21 protein-coding genes are annotated in these 20,133 nt (G+C 66.9%); 18 read left to right on the top strand and 3 right to left on the bottom strand.

Annotated elements, in window-relative coordinates:
• Positions 1-14: 14 nt before the first annotated feature.
• From AC6LJ2_RS12220 to AC6LJ2_RS12210, 3 genes are all read left to right on the top strand, one after another.
• On the top strand, positions 15-287 hold the full coding sequence (locus tag AC6LJ2_RS12220) for a XapX domain-containing protein (RefSeq protein ID WP_263915323.1): 273 nt from the start codon (positions 15-17) through the stop codon (positions 285-287).
• Between the two features lie 127 nt (positions 288-414).
• Positions 415-2,310, top strand: coding sequence for an amidohydrolase (locus tag AC6LJ2_RS12215; RefSeq protein ID WP_498151435.1), 1,896 nt, complete (start codon positions 415-417; stop codon positions 2,308-2,310).
• 11 nt (positions 2,311-2,321) lie between these two features.
• A complete protein-coding gene (locus AC6LJ2_RS12210) occupies positions 2,322-2,801 on the top strand; it encodes a DoxX family membrane protein (RefSeq protein WP_263915325.1) in 480 nt (159 codons plus the stop codon).
• A gap of 46 nt (positions 2,802-2,847) precedes the next feature.
• Here the strand turns inward: AC6LJ2_RS12210 and AC6LJ2_RS12205 are convergent, their stop codons facing one another.
• Positions 2,848-3,780 carry a LysR substrate-binding domain-containing protein gene (locus AC6LJ2_RS12205; RefSeq protein WP_025140419.1) on the bottom strand — a complete coding sequence of 311 codons (933 nt, stop codon included), beginning with the start codon at positions 3,778-3,780 and terminating at the stop codon, positions 2,848-2,850.
• A gap of 171 nt (positions 3,781-3,951) precedes the next feature.
• On the opposite strand from AC6LJ2_RS12205, the gene AC6LJ2_RS12200 reads away from it, so the two are divergent.
• The 6 genes from AC6LJ2_RS12200 (at position 3,952) to AC6LJ2_RS12175 (ending at position 9,204) form a co-directional block, all read left to right on the top strand.
• Positions 3,952-4,860, top strand: coding sequence for an amino acid ABC transporter substrate-binding protein (locus AC6LJ2_RS12200; protein WP_445657881.1), 909 nt, complete (start codon positions 3,952-3,954; stop codon positions 4,858-4,860).
• A gap of 97 nt (positions 4,861-4,957) precedes the next feature.
• A complete protein-coding gene (locus AC6LJ2_RS12195; protein ID WP_263915327.1) occupies positions 4,958-5,710 on the top strand; it encodes an amino acid ABC transporter permease in 753 nt (250 codons plus the stop codon).
• An 8-nt stretch (positions 5,711-5,718) separates the two neighbouring features.
• Positions 5,719-6,408 carry an amino acid ABC transporter permease gene (locus AC6LJ2_RS12190; protein ID WP_263915328.1) on the top strand — a complete coding sequence of 230 codons (690 nt, stop codon included), beginning with the start codon at positions 5,719-5,721 and terminating at the stop codon, positions 6,406-6,408.
• A 52-nt stretch (positions 6,409-6,460) separates the two neighbouring features.
• The gene (locus AC6LJ2_RS12185) at positions 6,461-7,195 is read left to right on the top strand and encodes an amino acid ABC transporter ATP-binding protein (RefSeq protein ID WP_263915345.1); all 735 of its coding nucleotides are present in this window, start codon (positions 6,461-6,463) and stop codon (positions 7,193-7,195) included.
• Positions 7,196-7,200: 5 nt separating this feature from the next.
• Positions 7,201-8,259 (top strand): threonine aldolase family protein, encoded by a 1,059-nt coding sequence (locus tag AC6LJ2_RS12180; protein WP_263915329.1) that lies wholly within the window; start codon positions 7,201-7,203, stop codon positions 8,257-8,259.
• 39 nt (positions 8,260-8,298) lie between these two features.
• Positions 8,299-9,204 (top strand): EamA family transporter, encoded by a 906-nt coding sequence (locus AC6LJ2_RS12175; protein WP_263915330.1) that lies wholly within the window; start codon positions 8,299-8,301, stop codon positions 9,202-9,204.
• A gap of 111 nt (positions 9,205-9,315) precedes the next feature.
• On the opposite strand, the gene AC6LJ2_RS12170 is transcribed toward AC6LJ2_RS12175, so the two are convergent.
• Positions 9,316-9,612, bottom strand: coding sequence for an acylphosphatase (locus AC6LJ2_RS12170; protein ID WP_263915331.1), 297 nt, complete (start codon positions 9,610-9,612; stop codon positions 9,316-9,318).
• Positions 9,613-9,774: 162 nt separating this feature from the next.
• On the opposite strand from AC6LJ2_RS12170, the gene AC6LJ2_RS12165 reads away from it, so the two are divergent.
• Positions 9,775-10,671, top strand: a complete 897-nt coding sequence (locus tag AC6LJ2_RS12165) for a phytanoyl-CoA dioxygenase family protein (RefSeq protein WP_263915332.1) — start codon at positions 9,775-9,777, stop codon at positions 10,669-10,671.
• A 212-nt stretch (positions 10,672-10,883) separates the two neighbouring features.
• Positions 10,884-12,047 carry an alpha-hydroxy acid oxidase gene (locus AC6LJ2_RS12160; protein WP_263915333.1) on the top strand — a complete coding sequence of 388 codons (1,164 nt, stop codon included), beginning with the start codon at positions 10,884-10,886 and terminating at the stop codon, positions 12,045-12,047.
• A 246-nt stretch (positions 12,048-12,293) separates the two neighbouring features.
• Here the strand turns inward: AC6LJ2_RS12160 and AC6LJ2_RS12155 are convergent, their stop codons facing one another.
• The gene (locus AC6LJ2_RS12155; RefSeq protein ID WP_263915334.1) at positions 12,294-13,136 is read right to left on the bottom strand and encodes an IclR family transcriptional regulator; all 843 of its coding nucleotides are present in this window, start codon (positions 13,134-13,136) and stop codon (positions 12,294-12,296) included.
• Positions 13,137-13,346: 210 nt separating this feature from the next.
• Here AC6LJ2_RS12155 and AC6LJ2_RS12150 point away from each other — a divergent pair, with 210 nt between their 5' ends.
• The 7 genes from AC6LJ2_RS12150 to AC6LJ2_RS12120 are packed head-to-tail and all read left to right on the top strand — an operon-like array spanning position 13,347 to position 20,105.
• A complete protein-coding gene (locus AC6LJ2_RS12150; RefSeq protein ID WP_498151434.1) occupies positions 13,347-14,417 on the top strand; it encodes an ABC transporter ATP-binding protein in 1,071 nt (356 codons plus the stop codon).
• A gap of 1 nt (position 14,418) precedes the next feature.
• On the top strand, positions 14,419-15,306 hold the full coding sequence (locus tag AC6LJ2_RS12145; RefSeq protein WP_263915336.1) for an ABC transporter permease: 888 nt from the start codon (positions 14,419-14,421) through the stop codon (positions 15,304-15,306).
• A gap of 13 nt (positions 15,307-15,319) precedes the next feature.
• Entirely contained in the window at positions 15,320-16,114 is a 795-nt protein-coding gene (locus tag AC6LJ2_RS12140) for an ABC transporter permease (RefSeq protein ID WP_025140432.1), read from the top strand.
• Between the two features lie 37 nt (positions 16,115-16,151).
• Positions 16,152-16,490, top strand: coding sequence for a (2Fe-2S)-binding protein (locus AC6LJ2_RS12135; RefSeq protein ID WP_263915338.1), 339 nt, complete (start codon positions 16,152-16,154; stop codon positions 16,488-16,490).
• The gene (locus tag AC6LJ2_RS12130; protein ID WP_498151433.1) at positions 16,487-17,872 is read left to right on the top strand and encodes an FAD/NAD(P)-dependent oxidoreductase; all 1,386 of its coding nucleotides are present in this window, start codon (positions 16,487-16,489) and stop codon (positions 17,870-17,872) included. Before AC6LJ2_RS12135 ends, AC6LJ2_RS12130 begins: the two co-directional genes overlap by 4 nt.
• Complete coding sequence (locus AC6LJ2_RS12125; protein WP_498151432.1) at positions 17,869-19,038, top strand: NAD(P)/FAD-dependent oxidoreductase; 1,170 nt, start codon at positions 17,869-17,871, stop codon at positions 19,036-19,038. The genes AC6LJ2_RS12130 and AC6LJ2_RS12125 overlap by 4 nt, the downstream gene beginning before the upstream one ends.
• Entirely contained in the window at positions 19,035-20,105 is a 1,071-nt protein-coding gene (locus AC6LJ2_RS12120) for an ABC transporter substrate-binding protein (protein WP_498151431.1), read from the top strand. Before AC6LJ2_RS12125 ends, AC6LJ2_RS12120 begins: the two co-directional genes overlap by 4 nt.
• Positions 20,106-20,133: the final 28 nt, after the last annotated feature.

The following is a 20,133-nucleotide window of genomic DNA, read 5'->3' as shown; positions in this document are numbered from 1 at the left end:
CCGCAAGGACACCCATGAAGATCTATCTGCTTTCCCTTGGCGCCGGCCTGCTGGTCGGCGTGGTGTACAGCCTGCTGCAGGTGCGCTCGCCCGCGCCGCCGCTGGTGGCGTTGATCGGTCTGCTCGGCATCCTGGTGGGCGAGCAGATCGTGCCGGTGGGCAAGCAGTTGCTCAGCGGCACCGCGTTTGTCGCGGCCTGCGACAAGGAGCAGGCGGTGAGCCATGTCCTCGGGCAATTGCCCGGCCGCCAGGCAAAGCACCATCCCGGGGACAAGGCCGAAGGCTGATCCCGTCCACGCACCCAAGGAATTTCGTATGCCTACCCGCCGCGACCTCATTGGTGTTGCTTCTACACTGGCGCTCAACAGCTTGCTGGGCACCCACGCCATTGCCCGATCCCAAGGAGATTCCCCCATGCCAAGTACTTCAAACACCACCCCGGATGTCGTCTTCTACAACGGCCGCATCACCACGCTGGACCGCACCCGACCGCAGGCCAGCGCGGTGGCGATCAAGGACGGCCGCTTCGTCGCCGTCGGCACCGATGCCGAGGTCATGGCGCTGGCCGGCTCCACCGCCCGGCGCATCGACCTGAAAGGCCGTGGCGTGCTGCCGGGGCTGTTCGACAATCACACGCACGTGGTGCGCGGCGGCCTGAACTACAACATGGAACTGCGCTGGGACGGCGTGCGTTCGCTGGCCGATGCCATGGGCATGCTCAAGCGCCAGGTGGCCATCACGCCGGCCCCGCAGTGGGTGCGGATCGTGGGCGGCTTTACCGAGCATCAGTTTGCCGAGAAGCGCCTGCCCACCATCGAGGAGATCAACGCCATCGCGCCTGACACGCCGGTGTTCATCCTGCACCTGTACGACCGCGCCCTGCTCAATGGCGCCGCACTGCGTGCCGTCGGCTATACCAAGACGACGCCCAACCCGCCCGGCGGCGAGATCATCCGCGACGGCCAGGGCAACCCCACCGGGCTGCTGCTGGCCAAGCCCAACGCGACCATCCTGTACGCCACGCTGGCCAAGGGCCCCAAGCTGCCGTTTGATTACCAGCTCAATTCCACGCGCCATTTCATGCGCGAACTGAACCGCCTGGGCGTGACCGGCGTGATCGACGCCGGTGGCGGCTTCCAGAATTATCCCGACGACTACGCCGTCATCCAGAAGCTGGCCGACGACGGCCAGATGACGGTACGGCTGGCCTACAACCTGTTCACCCAGAAGCCCAAGCAGGAAAAGGAAGACTTCCTGAAGTGGACCTCCAGCGTGAAGTACAAGCAAGGCACCGATTACTTCCGTCACAACGGCGCGGGGGAAATGCTGGTGTTCTCGGCGGCCGACTTCGAGGACTTCCGCGTCGAGCGTCCCGACATGCCGGCGGAAATGGAAGGCGAGCTGGAAGAGGTGGTGCGGGTGCTGGCGCAGAACCGCTGGCCGTGGCGCCTGCATGCCACCTATGACGAGACCATCTCGCGCGCGCTGGACGTGTTCGAGAAAGTGCACCAGGACACGCCGCTGACCGGCCTGAACTGGTTCTTCGACCACGCCGAAACCATTTCCGACAAGTCGATCGACCGCATCGCCGCGCTGGGTGGCGGCATTGCCGTGCAGCACCGCATGGCTTACCAGGGCGAGTATTTCATCGAACGCTACGGCGCGGCCGCCGCCGAGGCCTCGCCGCCCGTGGCCAAGATCCTGCAGCGGGGCGTGAAGGTGTCGGCAGGCACCGACGCCACGCGCGTTGCGTCCTACAACCCCTGGGTATCGCTGTCCTGGATGATCACCGGCAAGACCGTGGGCGGCACCCGCCTCTATCCCGCGCGCAACTGCCTGGACCGCGAGACGGCGCTGCGCATGTGGACCGAGAACGTCGCCTGGTTCTCGAACGAGGAAGGCAAGCGCGGCCGCATCCAGGCCGGCCAGCTGGCCGACTTCATCGTGCCCAGCAAAGACTATTTCAGCTGCGCCGAAGACGACATCTCGTTCCTGACGTCGGACCTGACCGTCGTGGGGGGGCGGGTGGTCTACGGCGGGGGTGATTTCGGGCCGCTGGACGAGAACCCGTTGCCGCCCGCCATGCCGGACTGGTCGCCCACGCGCCTGTTCGGCGGCTACGCCGCCTGGGGCGACCCCGAGGGCGTAGGCCGCAATTCGCTGGGCTACCGCAATATGGCCGCCTGCGGCTGCGCCAGCGCCTGCGGCGTGCACGGCCACGACCATGCCAAGGCGTGGGCCTCGAAGGCGCCCAGCGGTGACCTGCAGGGCTTTTTCGGCGCGCTGGGTTGTGCGTGCTGGGCGGTTTGAGGAGCCTGACCATGTTCGCAACGGCTTCCTGGGAACAGCGGCTGGCCAGTCTCGCCCGGCCGCTGTTCGGTTCCGCCGTCGTGCGGTTCCTGGCGTATCTGGGCCTGTGCGCGGCCTATCTGCAAGGTGGATGGGTCAAGCTCACGGACTTTCCTGGCGCCCTGCGCGAGATGGCGCATTTCGGCCTGTCGCCCGAGCCGCTCTTCGCGGTGCTGGTGATTGTGCTGGAACTGGCGGCGTCGGCCATGATCCTGACCGGCCGGCTGCGTTGGCTGGGGGCGGTTGCGCTGGCCGGTTTCACGTTGGCGGCCACCGGGTTGGCGTTGCGGTTCTGGGAAATGCCCATCGGGCAAGACCGCTTCATGGCCGCCAATGCCTTCTTCGAGCACCTGGGGCTGGCGGGCGGCCTGCTGCTGGTGGCCTGGCTGGACTTGCGCGCGCCGCAGACAGCCTTGGCTACGCCGCCTGGGGCGCCGCGCACACCTGCTTGATGGCGAGCGCGGCCGCCGGCTTCCCGTCCGGGTTGGCCTGCGGCATTTAGCGCGCCGGCCGCGCCTTCAGGTCGGCCATCTCTTCCTGCATCAACTGGTGAGCGTAGCGCGAGAACACGCTGACCAGGCGGGTGCGGGTGTGGTACGGCGGGTACAGCAGCGCGACCGTGACCGGCACGGCGGGGCTGAAGGGGCGCACTTCCACCCCGTTGGCCTCGTATTCCTCGCGCGCTGCCAGCGGGTTGATCAGCGCCACGCCCAGCCCGGCGCCGACCAGCGCGCAGACGGACGAGCCCAGGCCGGCCTCGGCCACCGTCTGGCGTTCGACCTTGGCGGCCTTGAAGACCGCGTCGATCTTTTCCCGCAGCGGCGTGGCGCTGGGAAAGGCAATGAAGGGCTCGCCCGCGAAATCGGCGGGTTTCAGCTTTTTCAGCTTGGTCAGCCGGTGGCCCTTGGGCAGCACCGCCACGCAATTCATCGTCAGCACGGGTTCGACCTGGATGCCGGGTGAATCGCCCGACAGCATGGCCAGCCCGGTGTCGCAGAACCCCGAACTGATCCAGTTGTGCACCGCGCTGGCGTTGCCCGAGTGGATCGACACCATCACATCCGGGTATTCGGTCTTGAAGGCGGCCACGATGCGCGCCAGCAGGCCGCCGGCCAGCCGCGGCATGGCCGCCACGCTCAGGCGGCTGGCGCTGAACGAGCGGATGCTGGCCGCCGCCGATTCCAGGCCGGCCAGGCCGATGAAGGTCTTTTCCACCTCTTGAAAGAAGCGCGAACCGTCCTGGGTAGGGGTCAGGCGGCTGCCGTTGCGGTCGAACAGGGGAAACTGGGTGATTGCTTCCAATTGCGCGATTAAGCGGCTAACGTGCGGCTGCGAGGTGTGTACTCGCCTGGCGGCCGCGGTCATGGAGCCGGTCATCATGACGGCCCGGAAAGCCTCGATGTGCCGTAAGCCCATTCGTGTAATGGCCATATCAAATCCGTATAGAGGAATACCCGATTGGAACTGGATAAAACCATAACGCTAGTTGATACTTTTTGCCAGCCGCGGGGCTCATCGCGGGACGCGGCGGTATGCATGCAGTCTGGTACCGCTGTTCGTGAACATAAACACGCGCCGCTCGCATGGCGCCAAGGGAATACGATGAAAGCACTTGCCGCGATCTCGGTCGCCGCCGCCCTGCTCGGCAGCGCCACCGCCCACGCCGAAGGCCCCAGCCGCCTGGACAAGATCCGCGAAACCGGCGTGATCACCATCGGCCACCCCGAGACCTCGGTGCCGTTCGCCTACCTCGATGGCAACCAGAAGCCGGTGGGCTATACGGTCGAGATCTGCCAGGAAATCGCCCAATACGTCAAAACCGCGCTCAAGCTGCCCAAGCTGGACGTGCGTTACAACCCCACCACCTCCGCCACCCGGATCCCGTTGCTGGCCAACGGCACCATCGACCTGGAATGCGGCAACACCACCAACAACCTGGAACGCCACAAGCTGGTGTCGTTCGCGCCCACCACGTTCGTGGCGCAGGTCGTGCTGGTGGCGCGCAAGGACGGCGGCGTGGACCCGAACAACCTGGCCTCGTTCCGCGGCAAGTCGATCGCGGCGCAGGCCGGCGGCCAGACGTTCAAGCTGATCTCGCGCCTGAACGCCGAAGGCAACCTGGGCATCACCATGGCGCCCACCAAGGATACGGCGGAAACGCTGCTGATGGTGGAGTCGGGCCGCGCCGCCGGTTCGGCCAATGACGACGGCATCGCCTACGGCGCCGTGGCCTCGGCCAAGAATCCGGACGTGTTCGTGATCGGCACCAAGGGCCTGGAACTGGCACCCTACGGCATCATGCAGCCCAAGGACGACGCCGCCTTCAAGAAAGTGGTGGACGATGCCGTGCTGGACCTGATCAAGACCGGTCGCGTCGCGGCGATCTACGACAAGTACTTCAATTCGCCGATCCCGCCCAAGCAGATCAACCTGAAGTACCCGATGAGCGACGCGCTCAAGCGCGCCCTGGCTCATCCGACCGACTCGGGCGACCCCAAGGCCTACGAGTAAGCCGGCAACGCCGCGGATGCCCTGTCGGGCATCGCGGCGATGTGCGGGCAAGGCGCCGTCCGCCGGCGCCTCCTTTCAGTTCTACAGGTCCGAAAGCATGAATTACAACTGGAGCTGGAGCGTCTTCCTGGAGATGTCGCCTGACGGCGTGCATACCTTCCTGCAGACCATCCTGATCGGCGTGGGCTGGACCCTGGCGCTGGCGCTGACGGCATGGGTGTTCTCCCTGCTGCTCGGTTCCTGTCTGGGCGTGCTGCGCACCGCGTCGTCGCGCCTGGCCAATGCCGTGGGCGCGACCTATGTCGAGGTTTTCCGCAACGTGCCGCTGCTGGTGCAGATGTTCCTGTGGTATTTCGTGCTGCCCGAGCTGCTGCCGCACGCCTGGGGGCTGGCGATGAAGCAGATGCCGCAGCCCTGGGGGCAGTTCGTGCCGGCGGTGCTGTGCCTGGGCTTCTACGGTTCGGCGCGGGTGGCCGAACAGTTGCGCGCCGGCATCCAGTCGCTGCCGCGCGGCCAGTTCCAGGCCGGCACGGCGCTGGGCTTGACCGAAGTGCAGGTGTACCGCTACATCATCTTGCCCGAGGCCTACCGCATCGTGCTGCCTCCGCTGACGTCCGAGTTCATGGGCACGATCAAGTATTCGTCGGTGGCGCTGACCATCGGCCTGCTGGAGCTGACGGGCCAGTCCCGTTCCATGGCGGAATTCAGCTTCCATATCTTCGAGGCCTTCTCGGCCGCGACGGTTATCTACCTGATCCTGAACGGCATTGTCGTGCTTGGCATGCGCATGCTTGAACGCCACGTGGCGGTCCCCGGCCTGATCGGCGCGGCGGCCAAGAACGGGCGCTAGGAGCAGCCATGGGCAAATTCGATTTCGACGTCATCGGCAGCGCGCTGCCGTACCTGTTCCAGACCGGCATGACCTTCACGCTGACCCTCACGCTGCTGGCAGCGGTGATGGGGCTGGCGCTGGGCACCCTGCTGGCGATGATGCGGCTGTCCCGCTACAGGATCCTGTCGGTGCCGGCGGGCATCTACGTGAACGTGATGCGTTCGGTACCCCTCTTGCTGGTGATCTTCTGGTTCTACTTCCTGGTGCCGTACATCGCGGCCTGGATCGTCGGTTCGCCCACGCCGCTGCGCGTGGGGGCGTTCAATTCGGCAGTGGTCACGTTCACGCTGTTCGAGGCCGCGTACTTCTGCGAAATCATGCGCGCCGGCATCCAGTCGATTGCGCGCGGCCAGGTATCGGCCAGCATGGCGCTGGGCCTGAACCACTGGCAGGGGATGCGCTACGTGATCCTGCCGCAGGCCGTGCGCAACATGGTGCCGGCGCTGCTCACGCGCGTCATCATCCTGTTCCAGGACACCTCGCTGGTATATGTGCTGTCGCTGACGGACTTCCTGGGCGCGGCGTCCAAGATCGGACAGCGCGACGGCCGGCTGGTGGAACTCTATCTCTTCGTGGCGGTGGTGTATTTCGTGATCTGCTTCACGGCATCCCGCCTGGTCAAACGGCTGGAAAAGCGCGTCCGGGTGCTGCGCTAGGCGCCCCGGGTTATCCACAGGTCCAACGATGCAACTCTCTTCGAAACCCCCGATGATCGAGATCCGCCAGGTCAGCAAATGGTATGGCGCCTTCCAGGTGCTGGACGACTGCACCACCACCGTCGGCCGCGGTGAAGTCGTGGTGGTGTGCGGCCCGTCGGGCTCGGGCAAGTCCACCCTGATCAAGACCGTGAACGCGCTGGAACCCTTCGAGAAGGGCGAGATCGTCGTCAACGGCATTGCGGTGGGCGATCCCCGCACCAACCTGCCCAAGCTGCGTTCGGTGGCCGGCATGGTGTTCCAGCACTTCGAGCTGTTCCCGCACCTGACGGTGACGGAAAACCTGTGCCTGGGCCAGGTCAAGGTCTTGAAGCGCGGCAAGGACGAGGCCCGCGCGCGGGCGCTGACGTTGCTTGAACGCGTGGGCCTGTCGGCGCACAAGGACAAGCACCCCGGCGAACTGTCGGGCGGCCAGCAGCAGCGCGTGGCGATTGCCCGCGCGCTGTCGATGGACCCGGTCGTGATGCTGTTCGACGAACCGACCTCGGCGCTGGACCCCGAGATGGTCAACGAAGTGCTGGACGTGATGACCGACCTGGCCGGCGACGGCATGACGATGATGGTGGTGACCCACGAAATGGGCTTTGCCCGCCGCGTCGCCGACCGTGTGATCTTCATGGACGGCGGCAAGATCGTCGAAGACTGCGTCAAGGACGAGTTCTTTGGCAACGTCGATGCGCGCGCACCCCGCACGCGCCAATTCCTTTCCAAAATTTTGCAGCACTGATCGTCATGACCCAGCGGATCTCCGTCGACCCTTCCCGCGCACTTGTCGACCTGCGCAGCGACACGGTGACCCAGCCCACCGCCGAGATGTACGAGCGCATGCGTACGGCGCCCATCGGCGACGACGGGCTGGATGGTGACCCCAGCGTGCGTGCGCTGGAAGCCCATGTCGCAGCGTGCCTGGGCAAGGAAGCCGGCCTGTTCGTGCCCAGCTGCACCATGGCCAACCTGCTGGCCGTGCTTGCGCAGACGCAGCGCAATGAACAGGTGGTGCTGGAATCGGCCGCGCACATGTATACGTCGGAGCGAGGCGCGGCGACCTTCACCGGCCTGTTCTACCAGGGCGTGCCCGGCACCGACGGCGCCATGGACCTGAACCGCCTGGAGGACGCGCTGCTGTCCGGCGGCCACAAGCTCAAGACCTCGCTGGTGGCGATGGAGACTTCGCACAACAACGCCGGCGGCACGGTGCTGCCGCTGGACCACATGCAGGCCGTCCATGGCCTGGCGCACGCGGGTGGCATCGCGGTGCACCTGGACGGCGCACGCCTTTTCAACGCCGCGGTGGCGCTGGGCGTAGAACCCATCGAGATCGCGCGCCATGCCGACACGGTGTCGCTGTGCCTGTCCAAGGGCCTGAGCGCACCGGTGGGCGCGGTGCTGTCGGGGCCGCGCGCGGTGATGACGCGGGCACGCACGCTGCGCCGCATGTTGGGCGGCACGCAGCGCCAGGCCGGCATCATGGCCGCGGCCGGGCTGGAAGGCGTGCAGCACATGGGCGCCCGTCTGGGCGAAGACCATGCTCGCGCGCGCCGCTTGAGCGACGGGCTGAACCGGCTGGACCCGGTGCTGTCGGCGACGGTGCCGCAGACCAACATCGTGCAGGTCGAGACGGCCGATACCGGGATGACCAACGCGCACTGGGTGACGGCGCTGGAAGCGGCGGGCCTGTTGACCCGTCCGTGGGGCCGCACGCGGCTGCGCTGCGTGACCCACCGGCACATCGATGACGCGGGCATCGATGCTGCGATCGAGGCGTTCAAAAAGGTGCTTTCCAGCCGTTGAAATGGCCTTGGGAGGGGGCCGGCGATGCGATAATGACGCATGTCCGCGACCCACCTCTCCAGGAAAGATTATCTCTGCGCTTTGGCGGTAGTGGTGATCTGGGGCCTGAACTTCGTCGTCATGAAGTTCGGCCTGAAAGGCCTTTCTCCCATGATGCTCGGCGCGCTGCGGTTTGCGCTGGCGGCATTTCCCCTGGTGTTGTTCGTGCGGCCGCCGCGCCTGCCGTGGCACTGGATCGCGGCCTACGGGCTGGTGCAGGGGCTGGGCCAGTTCGGCCTGCTGTTCACGGCACTTGAATTCGGCATGCCGGCGGGCATGGCCTCGCTGGTGATCCAGACCCAGGCGTTCTTCACCCTGCTGCTGGCCGCGCCCGTGCTGCACGAGCGCGCACGGCGCCACCACTGGATCGGGCTGGGCGTGGCCGCGCTGGGGCTGGCCGTCATTGCCGCCGGCCGTGGCGAGGGGCCGGGCCAGATGACCATGCTGGGCTTCACCCTGACGCTGGGGGGCGCCTTCATGTGGGCCGTGTCGAACATGATCGTGCGGCTGGCCAGCCGCAAGTCGCCGGGCTACGACCCCTTTGCCTTCATTGCCTGGAGCAGCGCCGCGCCGGTGCTGCCCTTCCTGGCGCTGGCGGTATGGGCGGATGGCTGGGAACCGGTGGTCGGCATGATCACCGGCATCGGCTGGAGCGAGGCGCTTTCCGTGCTGTACCTGGCGGTGTTGGCGACGCTGCTGGCCTACACGCTATGGACGCAACTGCTGACGCGCCACCCTGCGGCCAAGATCGCGCCGTTCTCGTTGCTGGTGCCGGTGGTGGGCCTGTGGGCAGCGTCGGCGGCCTTTGGCGAGCAACTGCAACCCCTGCAATGGCTGGGGGCGGGCGGCGTGCTGGCGGGGCTGATCATCAACCAGATTGGCGGGCGCTGGCTGCGCAATCGCTGACCGCCCACGTTTGCCGCCGTCCCGGTGCGGCTCTCGTGCCGGACTCATCCTTTTTCCCCGCGTTCTCCACCCCGCTTTCGGATGACGGCGGGGCCGTCGGCCGGGCAGCGTCTACAGCTGTTCGAAATGGGCGTAGCGCTTGTCGGTGAATTCCCGGCGCGTGATGATCTCGGCCACATAGGCGCCCGGCGGGCCCCGGCGCAGCCATTCCAGCATGTGATCCACCTGGTCGGGCGTGCCCTGGACCAGGGCTTGCACCGTGCCATCCAGCATGTTCTGCACCCATCCCCGGGCGCCCAGCAGGTGCGCGCGCCGCACCGCGGCATGGCGGTAGCCCACGCCCTGGACGGTGCCGCTGACGGTGACGTGGACGGTTTCGATATGGCTGTCGGAATGAGGGTCTTGCATGGAAATTTCCTTCGGATGATGCGCCGCGGCGCACCGGAGCATTAGGCGCTTCCGGCTACAGCGGATGGTCGATAGGCCCTCTGGGCATCGAAGCGATACGTTAGAGCACATGTCAAAACGTGCCAACGGGATCACCCGCAAGCAAAGCTTGGAGAAGCCATTATGGAAGAGACCAGTTTGTTGTCGGAAGCAGAAACAGCGCGTTATCGAAGCCAGGGCTACCTAGCCCTGCCGGACATGTGCCCACCCGACGAGGTGGGATATATCCGGCGTACGCTGCTGGAACTGTTCGCGAACAAGACCGGATACAACGAGGGGGCTCAATACGACTTCATCAGCCGTGATGACCCATCCAAGCCGGCCAAGTTTCCCAGTTTGCACGATCCGCGCCATTATGCCCCGGGGCTGCTGAAGACCAGCTATCACGAGCGCACGCTGGAACTGGCGCGCCAGTTGCTGGGCGAGGATGCCGCGCTGTACGGCGAACATGCGCTGCTCAAGCCGGCGCTGAATGGTCCCGAAACGCCGTGGCACCAGGACGAGGCGTTCCGCTCGCCCGACTTCGTCTACAACGAACTGAGCATCTGGCTGGCCTTGCAGCCGGCCACGCTGGAAAACGGCTGCATGCAGTTCATTCCCGGGTCGAACAAGGGGGAGGTGCTGGAGCATCGTTCACCGGGCGGCGACAAGACCCTGCATCCGCTGGAATGCTGCGCCGACTTTCCGCGCGACCAGGCCGTGGCCGAACCGCTGCAGCCGGGCGGCTGCACGGTGCACGATGCGCGCACGCTGCATTTCACGGGGGCCAACACCTCGCCCCAGCCGCGGTTGGCGTACATCCTCATCTACAACACGCCGCCGGTCTACAAGCCCGGACGGCGTGAATTCCCGTGGCTGGAGGGGCGCTGGACCGACAGCCAGACCCGCAAGAAGGAATGGCACCGCCGGGGCGGCCTGGCGGTGGATGTGCTGCGGCGCCTGCCGGGGGCGCGCCTGACCAGCCCGCGGTGGGTGGCATGGGCCACGATCCGCGCGGTCAGCAAGGTCTGGCCGCGCTAGCGGCGAGCGTGCAGCAGGGCCCGGGCGAGGCCCGTACGCAGGGGGAAACCGGGGCCGGCAAGGGGCGCTTGCCGGCCCCGGCGCGTATACTGGGCGGCGCCGCAGGGCGTCGCCGCCTTGCGCGAACGGCGAATGCGCATTGGCGCGCGGGGCGTTCGCGCAGCAGGCCGGCCGCTCTGGGAATGCGTCCCTCTTCTCCCAGAAAAATAACCATGACCGCTAATCTCTCCACGATCACCTGCATCGAAGACCTGCGCGCGATTGCGCAAAAGCGCGTGCCGCGCATGTTCTACGACTACGCCGATTCGGGCGCCTGGACGGAAGGTACGTACCGTGCCAACGAAAGCGATTTCCAGAAGATCAAGCTGCGTCAGCGCGTGGCCGTGAACATGGAAGGCCGCTCGCTGCGCACGACGCTGGTGGGACACGACGTGGTGATGCCGCTGGCCATTTCGCCGACGGGCCTGACGGGCATGCAGCATGCCGACGGCGAGATCCTGGCGGCCAAGGCTGCGGCGGAATTCGGCGTGCCGTTCACGTTGTCGACGATGAGCATCTGTTCGCTCGAAGACGTGGCCGCGGCCACCGGCAAGCCGTTCTGGTTCCAGCTCTACGTGATGCGCGACCGCGAGTTCGTGGCCAACCTGATCGACCGCGCCAAGGCGGCCGGCTGCACGGCGCTGGTGCTGACGCTGGACCTCCAGATCCTGGGGCAGCGCCACAAGGACATCAAGAACGGGCTGTCGACGCCGCCCAAACCCACGATCCGCAACCTGATCAACCTGGCGACCAAGCCGCGCTGGTGCATGGGCATGCTGGGCACCAAGCGCCGCACGTTCGGCAACATCGTGGGCCATGCCAAGGGCGTGAGCGACCTGTCGTCGCTGTCGGCCTGGACGGCCGAGCAGTTCGATCCGCGCCTGAGCTGGGACGATGTGGAATGGATCAAGCAGCGCTGGGGCGGCAAGCTGATCATCAAGGGCATCCTTGATGTCGAGGATGCGCAGTTGGCGGCCAACAGCGGGGCCGATGCGCTGATCGTCAGCAACCATGGCGGGCGTCAGCTGGACGGCGCGATGTCGTCGATCGCGGCATTGCCGGGTATTGCGGATGCGGTGGGCTCGAAGATCGAAGTCTGGATGGATGGCGGGGTGCGTTCCGGCCAGGACATCCTGAAGGCCGTGGCGCTGGGCGCGCGGGGGGCGATGATCGGGCGGGCGTTCCTGTACGGCCTGGGCGCCTATGGGCAGGACGGCGTGCGTCGGGTGCTTGAGATCCTGTACAAGGAAATGGATACGACGATGGCGCTGTGCGGGCGTCGCAGCATCGATGTCGGGGATCGGAGCATCTTGCTGCCTGGGACCTATCCGGTCTGAGTTCTTTTGGGCTGTCTAGGCCGGGGGAGTCGCTGAGCGCGACTTGCTCGGCCTTTGTTTTTTGCTGGCGGGGATTGCTTCGTAGGCCGCCCGGTGCGGAGAAATGGGGCGCTGCGAGGCCGGGGGGGGAGAGGGTTGCGTCGCCCGCTCAGACCGGCCGCGCGGGCGGCCGGGTCTGAGCTTACGCAGTGTGCTGGGTCCTGGCGCGGTTCGCTGCGCGCTTGCGGGGCGTTGCTTCGCTTGCCCTCATTCGCGGTTGCCCGTGCCCAGGAACTGGCTGGGGCGGCGTAGCGCGGGGTCGAAGGGGTTGAGTTGGGCGCTGATGCCGGCGGCTTCGCGGCGCAGGATTTCTACGATCAGGGGGAGGCGTTCGTCGCTGATGCGTTCGACGGGGGCGGCGACGCTGAGGGCGGCGACGGTGACGCCGTTGGGGTCGTGGACCGGGACGGCGAGGCCGGCGATGTTGGGGAAGACGCCCTGCCCTTTGCTGCGGGCGTATTGGAGTTCCAGGCATTCCTTGATGCCGACGCGCATCGAGATTTCGTCGACAAAGCCCAGGTGGTGCAGGCGCGGGATGTTGAAGCGCAGGACTTCTTCGCGTTCGGCGGGGGGCAGGTTGGCGAGCAGGACGAGGCCGCCCTGGCCCAGGCCCAGGGGCACGCGGCCGCCGATGTCGCCGGTATGTGAACGCACCGGGAAGGCGCCGTCGATGCGGTCCAGGCAGACGGCGTCAAAGCCGCTGCGTACCAGCAGGAAGACGGTGTCGTTGAGCATGCCGCACAGGCGCAGCATGGCGGGGCGGTAGATCGAGCGCAGGGTGGACTGGTGGTTGCCGGCGGCGGCGGCCAGCGAGAAGAAGGCGACGGTGAGTTGGTAGCCCTTGCTTTGGGCGGGTTGCTCGACCATGCCTTCCTGCACCAGCCCTTGCAGCACGCGGTGGACGGTGGCCTGGGCTTGGCCGGTGCGGGCCGCGATGTCGGTCAGGCGCAGTTTTTCGCCCTTGGCGTCGGCCAGTACGCGCAGGACGGCAAAGGCGCGTTGCAGGACGCCCTGGCCGCCGGCGTCTTCGCTGGTTTCTGATTTCTTCATTATCCAATTCCGATAATCAAAATATATAGCTGTATTTTTATCAGTAAATTCGGTTAGACGGAAATAACTTTAAGAAAATTCGATTCTTCGGAAAACCCTAATTGACCGCCCTTTTCGGCGACTCCTAGACTGCCTCATCGAATGCGCGGTGGTGTCCGGCTGGGCCGGCGGGTCCGCGCACCGCTCCATATCGGGCCACGGGGTTGGACTATGTCATTTTTGCGGTTGGATAACGTCTCGAAGAATTACGGCGACCTGCGGGTCGTGTCGGATCTGAACCTGGCGGTCGAGAAAGGGGAATTCGTGTCGTTGCTGGGGCCGTCGGGCTGCGGCAAGACGACCACGCTGCAGATGATCGCGGGCTTTGCCGACGTGACGCGGGGCGCGATCACGCTGGATGGCCGCGACATCACGCATGCCAAGCCCAACACGCGCGGCCTGGGCATCGTGTTCCAGAGCTATGCGCTGTTTCCGCACCTGACGGTGGCGGACAACGTGGCCTTCGGGTTGAAGATGCGCAAGGTGGAGCGCGCCGAGCGCCTGGAGCGGGTGCGCGATGCGCTGGCCCTGGTCAAGCTGGACAAGCACGCGGACCGCTTTCCGCGCGAATTGTCGGGCGGCCAGCGTCAGCGGGTGGCGCTGGCGCGTGCGCTGGTGATCCGCCCGCCGGTGCTGCTGCTGGACGAGCCGCTGTCCAACCTGGACGCCAAGCTGCGCGAAGACATGCAGTTCGAGCTGCGCAGTATTCAGAAGAAAATCGGCACGACCACGGTGATGGTGACGCACGACCAGGCCGAGGCCCTGTCGATCAGCGACCGGGTGGTGGTGATGCAGGATGGCCGCGCGACGCAGGTGGATGCGCCGTACCGCATGTATGAGCATCCGCAGACCGAATTCATCTCGCGCTTCGTGGGCAAGACCAATCTGCTGCCGGGCCGCGTGACGCGATGCGGCGAGCAGGCCGAAGTGGAAACCGGCGCGCTGCGTGTGCTGGTCGATGGCACGGGCCTGCGTCATGGCGACAGCGTGCAGCTGTCGTTGCGGCCCGAAAAGCTGGTTCCCGTGGCGGCCGGCCAAGGCAAGCTGGCCTGTGTGGTCAGCACGCGCTATTTCCTGGGCAGCCAGTGGATGTATGACCTGGATTCGCCGGTGGGGGCGCTGACGGTGCTGACGCCCAACGACGGCCGCCGGCCGCACGAAGATGGCGACGCCATCGGGCTGGACTGGGCCGAGGGTGTGTTGCGTGTGCTGCGCGCGCCGGCCGTGCCCGAAGAGGCCTGACATGACGACGCTGACCCAACCCGGCGCCGCCAGCGCGCCCAAGCCGCGCACCGATGGTCTCCTGGCCATCCTGGGCTCGATTCCGCTGGCGATCGTGTTCCTGACGCTGGTCTTGACCCCGCTGGCGCTGACGTTCGTGCTGTCGTTCCGGCCGTTCGACTACGGCGCGGGCATCCTGCCCGGGCACACGTTCGAGCACTACCTGGCGGTGGTGACCGACAGCTATTTCCTTGAGATCTTCTGGCGCACGTTCTGGATCGCGGGCGTCACCACCTTGATCTGCGTGCTGATCGGCGCGCCCGAAGCCTACATCCTGTCGCGCATGGGCAAGCCGTGGCGCTCGATCTTCCTGTTGGTGGTGCTGTCGCCTTTGCTGATCTCGCTGGTGGTGCGCGCGTTCGGCTGGAGCATGCTGCTGGGGCCGGGCGGCGTGATCGGCCGCGCGGCGGCGGCGGTGGGCCTGGGGCCGCTGCTGTACACGCCCACTGCCGTCATCATCGGCCTGGTGCACGTGATGCTGCCGTTCATGGTGATTCCGGTGTGGACGTCGTTGCAGAAGCTGGATCCGGCCGTCGAACACGCCGCGCTGTCGCTCAATGCCTCGCGCTTTCAGACGCTGCTGCGCATCGTGCTGCCGCAGGCGATGCCCGGCATTCTGTCGGGCAGCCTGATCGTGTTCGGCCTGTCGGCCAGTTCGTTCGCGATTCCCGCGCTGCTGGGCGGACGCCGCCTGAAGATGGTGGCCACGGTGGTGTACGACGAGTTCCTGACCGAGCTGAACTGGCCGCTGGGCGCGGCCATCGCGATCGTGCTGCTGGTGGTCAACGTGATCATCATGATGGCGTACAACCGCGTGGTGGAACGCTCTTACCGCCGCAGCCTGGGCTGAAGGGGACACGATCATGCAGAAGAACGGTCCCATCGCGCTGGCGTTCAATTTCCTGGTGGTGGCGTTCGTGCTGGCGCCGCTGGTCATCGTGTGCCTGGTGGCGTTCACGCCCGAGTCGACGCTGACGGTGCCGACCACGCAGTTCTCGCTGCGCTGGTTCCGCGCAGTGTTCGAGCACCCCAATTTCATGCAGGCTTTCCAGAACAGCCTGTGGCTGGCGTTCCTGTCGGCCAGCATCGCCGTGTGCCTGGCGGTGCCGGCGGCGATTGCCATCACGCGCTACCGCTTTCCGGGGCGCGATGCGCTCAATGGACTGTTCCTGTCGCCGCTGATGATTCCACACCTGGTGCTGGGCGTGGCGCTGCTGCGCTTTTTTGCGCTGCTGGGCATGACGGGCAGTTTTCCGTGGCTGGTGTTCAGCCACGTCGTGGTCATCACGCCCTACGTGATGCGGCTGGTGATCGGCGCGCTGGTGGGCTTTGACCGTTCGATCGAGCACGCGGCGCTGTCGCTGGGCGCCAGCCGCGCCACGGTGTTTTTCCAGGTGACGCTGCCGCTCATCATCCCCGGCGTGTCCGGCGGCTGGCTGCTGGCGTTCATCAACAGCTTCGACGAACTGACCATGTCGGTGTTCATCACCGCGCCGTCGACCATCACGCTGCCCGTGCGCATGTACATGTATGCCACCGAATCGATCGACCCGATGATGGCCGCCGTGTCGGCCCTGGTCATCGGCCTGACCGCGGTGACCATGCTGCTGCTGGATCGCGCCTACGGGCTGGACCGGGTGCTGGTGGGGCAGAAATGAATTCCAGGCCGGACGCGGGACGGGAGGCCCGGGAACCATGGCAATACTGAAACGGCTGGCCGAGACGGCCCGGCCCCCCGTGGCGTTCACGCTGGACGGCAAGCCTTGCGTGGCTCTGGCCGGCGACACGGTGCTGACGGCGGTGCTGACCCAGGCCGAGCGCCTGCGCTTGTCGGAATTCGGCGGCGCGCCGCGCGCCGGGTTCTGCATGATGGGCGCCTGCCAGGATTGCTGGATGCAGCGTGAAGACGGCACCCGCCTGCGCGCCTGCTCCACCTATATCGAACCGGACATGCGCCTGCGCAGCAGCGCGCTGCTGCCGGCCGCGGTGCCGGGCACGCTGGCCGCGGCCTGGCCCGAGGGCGACGCGCCATGAGCATCATCCTGCCCGTGATCGTGGGGGCCGGCCCGGCCGGCGTGCGCGCGGCCCAGGCGCTGGTCGCGCAGGGCTTGCGGCCCGTGGTGCTGGACGAGGCGCCGCGCGCCGGCGGCCAGATCTACCGCCAGCCGCCGCCGGGCTTTACGCGGCCCAAGAAGGCGCTGTACGGCTTCGAACACCGCAAGGCCGATGCCCTGCACCGCCAGATGGACGAACTGCTGCCGCGCATCGACTACCGGCCCGGCAGCCTGGTCTGGAACGCCGAAGGCAAGGTGCTGGATGTGCTGCAAGACGGCGCCAGCGCGCCGGTGCCCTACACGCACCTGATCCTGGCTACCGGCGCCACCGACCGCGTGCTGCCCTTTCCCGGCTGGCTGACGCCGGGCGTCTATACCCTGGGCGGCTCGCAGGTGGCGCTGAAGCACCAGGGCTGCGCCATCGGCTCGCGCGTCGTGTTCCTGGGCACCGGCCCGCTGCTGTATCTGGTGGCCTACCAATACGCCAAGGCCGGCGCGAAGGTGGCCGCGGTGCTCGATACCTCGCGCTTTGCGGACCGCCTGGCTGCCCTGCCCGGCCTGCTGCGCGCGCCAGACCTGTTGGCCAAGGGGCTGTATTACCTGGCGTGGTTGCGCGCGCATGGCGTGCCGTTGAAAAGCGGCGTGCGGCCGGTACGGGCCGAAGGCGACGCGCGGGTCACCGGCCTGGTCTATCGACAGGGTGAACATCAGCACCGTATCGACTGTGATGCGGTGGGCTACGGCTTGTCCCTGCGGTCCGAAACGCAACTGGCCAGCCTGGCGGGCTGCCAGTTCGACTTCCACGCCCGCGACCGCAACTGGACGCCGCGGCGCGATGCCGCCGGGCGCAGCAGCGTTGCCGGCGTCTACGTCGCGGGCGATGGCGCGGGCATCAGCGGCGCCGACGCGGCCGAGCTGGCCGGCGAACGCGCCGCGCTGGCATTGCTGGAGGATGCGGGTTATCCACAGCCCGGCGGCCGCGCGCGCCAACTCGAAGCCCGCCTGGCCGCCAACGGCCGCGTGCGCGATGCGCTGGAACGCGCGTTTCCGTTTCCCGACGACTGGGCGGCCGACATCGCCGATGACACGGTGGTGTGCCGCTGCGAGGAAATCACCGCGGGCACGATGCGTGCCGCCATCCACACCACCGGCGCGCGCGAATTGAACCGTCTGAAAGCGCTGACCCGCGTAGGCATGGGCCGCTGCCAGGGCCGCATGTGCGGCGCGGGCGCCGTCGAAGTGCTGGCGCATGCCTGCGGCGCGCCGCCCGACGGCGTGGGCCGCTTGCGCAACCAGCCGCCCGTCAAGCCCATCCCGGTGGACATCGTCTGCCTGGATCGTTCCGGACGGGCCGCGCCATGATCGAACGCATCGACACCGAAGTCGCCATCATCGGCGGCGGCATCGTCGGCGGCAGCGCCGCGCTGTTCCTGCGCCGCCTGGGCCTGCCAGTGGTGCTGCTGGAAGCCGCGCTGTGCGGCGCCCGCGCCAGCGGCGTGAACTACGGCGGCGTGCGCCGCCAGGGCCGCGGGCTGGAACAGATGCCCCTGGCCCGCCGCGCGCACGAACTCTGGGGCCAGTTACCGCAACTGATCGGCATCGATGGCGAATACGTGCGCTCCGGTCATTTGAAGCTCGCCTGTTCCGAGGCCGACCTGCAAGCCCTGCACGCCTATCGCGAACAGACCCGCGGCTTTGGCATGAACCTGCAGATGCTGGACCGGCGTGCGCTGGCGCGCCGCTTCGGCTGGCTGGGTGAACAGGTCGTGGGCGGCTCGCTCTGCCCCGACGACGGCCACGCCAATCCGCGGCTGGTGTCGCCGGCCTTTGGCCGCGCGGCGCGCGCGCTGGGGGCGGACGTGCGCGAAGGCGCCGCCGTCATCGAAGCCATTCATGATGGCGACCGCTTCGTGCTGCGCGCGGGTGAACTGGAAGTGCGCGCGCGCTTTCTCCTGAACTGCGCGGGTGCCTGGGCCGGCCGCTTCGCCCAGGGCTTTGGCGAAACCGTGCCCGAAACCTCGATCCATCCGCTCATGATGGTGACCGAGCCCCTGCCCCTCTTCATGGACGTCAGCCTGGGCATGCAGGGCGGCGGCATCTATGCACGCCAGGTGGCGCGCGGCAACTGCGTCATCGGCGGGGGCCGCGCGGTCGCGTCCGGCCCCGACTACGCCCGGCCCGGCCGCGACGCCACCGGCCCGCTCCTGGCCAACGCGCAGCGCCTGTTACCCGCACTGCGCGGCGCCCAGGTCATCCGCTTCTGGACCGGCGTCGAAGGCAACATGCCCGACCACAACCCGGTGCTGGGCCCCAGTGCCACCGTGCCGGGCCTGTTCCATGCCTTCGGCCTGTCGGGCGCGGGCTTTCAGATCGGCCCCGCCGTGGGCGAAGTGCTTTCCGAACTGGTCGTGCACGGCCGGTCTTCCATTCCCATCGATGCCTTCGGCATTGGACGATACACGGGGGCCGCTCACGGCGCCGTGCCTCGGTTGGGGCCTGTTCGTGAGCAAACGCTGGAGTCACCATGATGGACAAGAAACAGGGCGGCAAGGGCCGCCTGCACAAGGGGAAGTGGCTGCTGGGCGCTGCATTGGCCGCGTTGTCGGTCGGCGCCATGGCGCAGCAAAAGACGTTGTACGTCGGCATGAACGGCGGCGACATGGAGCGCGCCTTCACCCAGTACGTATTCCCCGATTTCGAGAAGGCCAACAACGTCAAGATCGTCGTCGTGCCCGGCACGTCCACCGACGTGCTGGCCAAGGCCCAGGCCTTCAAGGACAAGCCGCAGATGCACGTCATGTTCCTGGACGACGGCATCATGGCGCGCGCCATCTCCATGGGCCTGTGCGAACAGCTCAACGACGACCCGGAGCTCAAAGAGCTGTACCCCACCGCCGTCATGAAAGACCGCATGGCCGCCGGCATCGACATCGGCATGACCGGCCTGGGCTACAACACCAGGCTGTTCGCCGACAAAGGCTGGGCCCCGCCCACCTCGTGGATGGACCTGGCCGACCCCAAATACAAGGGCAAGGTCGTCTTCCAGTCTGCGTCCGGCAGCACCTTCGGCCTGCACGGCTTCCTGATGTTCAACCGCATCCAGGGCGGCACCGACCAGAACACCGAACCCGGCTTCAAGCAGTGGCCCGCCACCATCGGCCCCAACGTGCTGGAGTACATCCCCAACTCGGCCAAGCTGGCCGAAATGATCCAGTCCAACGAAGCCGCCATCTTCCCGCTGACCCCCACCGCCATCGCCCGCCTCAAAAAGCGCGACATTCCCGTGGAATACGTCCAGCCCAAAGAAGGCTCGGTCATCCTGATGGTCGGCGAATGCGTCATCGCCAAGAACAGCGAACCCGAACTGTCCCAGAAACTGGCCCTGTACCTGCTGTCTGCCCAGGCCCAGGCCAAGGCACTGGAAATGGGCGGCCATTTCCCGTCCAATAAGAACGTTCAGCCGCCGGCCGGCAACGAAGAAGCGCTCACGCGCTTCCAGGGCTACATGGCCAACGCCAAGATCCTGGACTGGGACCAGATCAACGCCACCCGTCCCGCCTTCAACGCGCGTTGGAACCGCACCGTCGAACGCTGACCAAAGGCGCGCCGCGCCGTCCCCACCG

The organism is Achromobacter sp. 1014246743 (genome assembly GCF_059760725.1).
This window is presented reverse-complemented; position numbering and strand designations above follow the sequence as displayed.

Excerpts from the sequence above, each read along its gene's own strand:
- AC6LJ2_RS12220 (WP_263915323.1), top strand. The coding sequence starts at position 15 with ATGAAGATCTATCTGCTTTCCCTTGGCGCCGGCCTGCTGGTCGGCGTG.
- AC6LJ2_RS12215 (WP_498151435.1), top strand. The coding sequence starts at position 415 with ATGCCAAGTACTTCAAACACCACCCCGGATGTCGTCTTCTACAACGGC.
- AC6LJ2_RS12210 (WP_263915325.1), top strand. The coding sequence starts at position 2,322 with ATGTTCGCAACGGCTTCCTGGGAACAGCGGCTGGCCAGTCTCGCCCGG.
- AC6LJ2_RS12205 (WP_025140419.1), bottom strand. The coding sequence starts at position 3,780 with ATGGCCATTACACGAATGGGCTTACGGCACATCGAGGCTTTCCGGGCC.
- AC6LJ2_RS12200 (WP_445657881.1), top strand. The coding sequence starts at position 3,952 with ATGAAAGCACTTGCCGCGATCTCGGTCGCCGCCGCCCTGCTCGGCAGC.
- AC6LJ2_RS12195 (WP_263915327.1), top strand. The coding sequence starts at position 4,958 with ATGAATTACAACTGGAGCTGGAGCGTCTTCCTGGAGATGTCGCCTGAC.
- AC6LJ2_RS12190 (WP_263915328.1), top strand. The coding sequence starts at position 5,719 with ATGGGCAAATTCGATTTCGACGTCATCGGCAGCGCGCTGCCGTACCTG.
- AC6LJ2_RS12185 (WP_263915345.1), top strand. The coding sequence starts at position 6,461 with ATGATCGAGATCCGCCAGGTCAGCAAATGGTATGGCGCCTTCCAGGTG.
- AC6LJ2_RS12180 (WP_263915329.1), top strand. The coding sequence starts at position 7,201 with ATGACCCAGCGGATCTCCGTCGACCCTTCCCGCGCACTTGTCGACCTG.
- AC6LJ2_RS12175 (WP_263915330.1), top strand. The coding sequence starts at position 8,299 with ATGTCCGCGACCCACCTCTCCAGGAAAGATTATCTCTGCGCTTTGGCG.
- AC6LJ2_RS12170 (WP_263915331.1), bottom strand. The coding sequence starts at position 9,612 with ATGCAAGACCCTCATTCCGACAGCCATATCGAAACCGTCCACGTCACC.
- AC6LJ2_RS12165 (WP_263915332.1), top strand. The coding sequence starts at position 9,775 with ATGGAAGAGACCAGTTTGTTGTCGGAAGCAGAAACAGCGCGTTATCGA.
- AC6LJ2_RS12160 (WP_263915333.1), top strand. The coding sequence starts at position 10,884 with ATGACCGCTAATCTCTCCACGATCACCTGCATCGAAGACCTGCGCGCG.
- AC6LJ2_RS12155 (WP_263915334.1), bottom strand. The coding sequence starts at position 13,136 with ATGAAGAAATCAGAAACCAGCGAAGACGCCGGCGGCCAGGGCGTCCTG.
- AC6LJ2_RS12150 (WP_498151434.1), top strand. The coding sequence starts at position 13,347 with ATGTCATTTTTGCGGTTGGATAACGTCTCGAAGAATTACGGCGACCTG.
- AC6LJ2_RS12145 (WP_263915336.1), top strand. The coding sequence starts at position 14,419 with ATGACGACGCTGACCCAACCCGGCGCCGCCAGCGCGCCCAAGCCGCGC.
- AC6LJ2_RS12140 (WP_025140432.1), top strand. The coding sequence starts at position 15,320 with ATGCAGAAGAACGGTCCCATCGCGCTGGCGTTCAATTTCCTGGTGGTG.
- AC6LJ2_RS12135 (WP_263915338.1), top strand. The coding sequence starts at position 16,152 with ATGGCAATACTGAAACGGCTGGCCGAGACGGCCCGGCCCCCCGTGGCG.
- AC6LJ2_RS12130 (WP_498151433.1), top strand. The coding sequence starts at position 16,487 with ATGAGCATCATCCTGCCCGTGATCGTGGGGGCCGGCCCGGCCGGCGTG.
- AC6LJ2_RS12125 (WP_498151432.1), top strand. The coding sequence starts at position 17,869 with ATGATCGAACGCATCGACACCGAAGTCGCCATCATCGGCGGCGGCATC.
- AC6LJ2_RS12120 (WP_498151431.1), top strand. The coding sequence starts at position 19,035 with ATGATGGACAAGAAACAGGGCGGCAAGGGCCGCCTGCACAAGGGGAAG.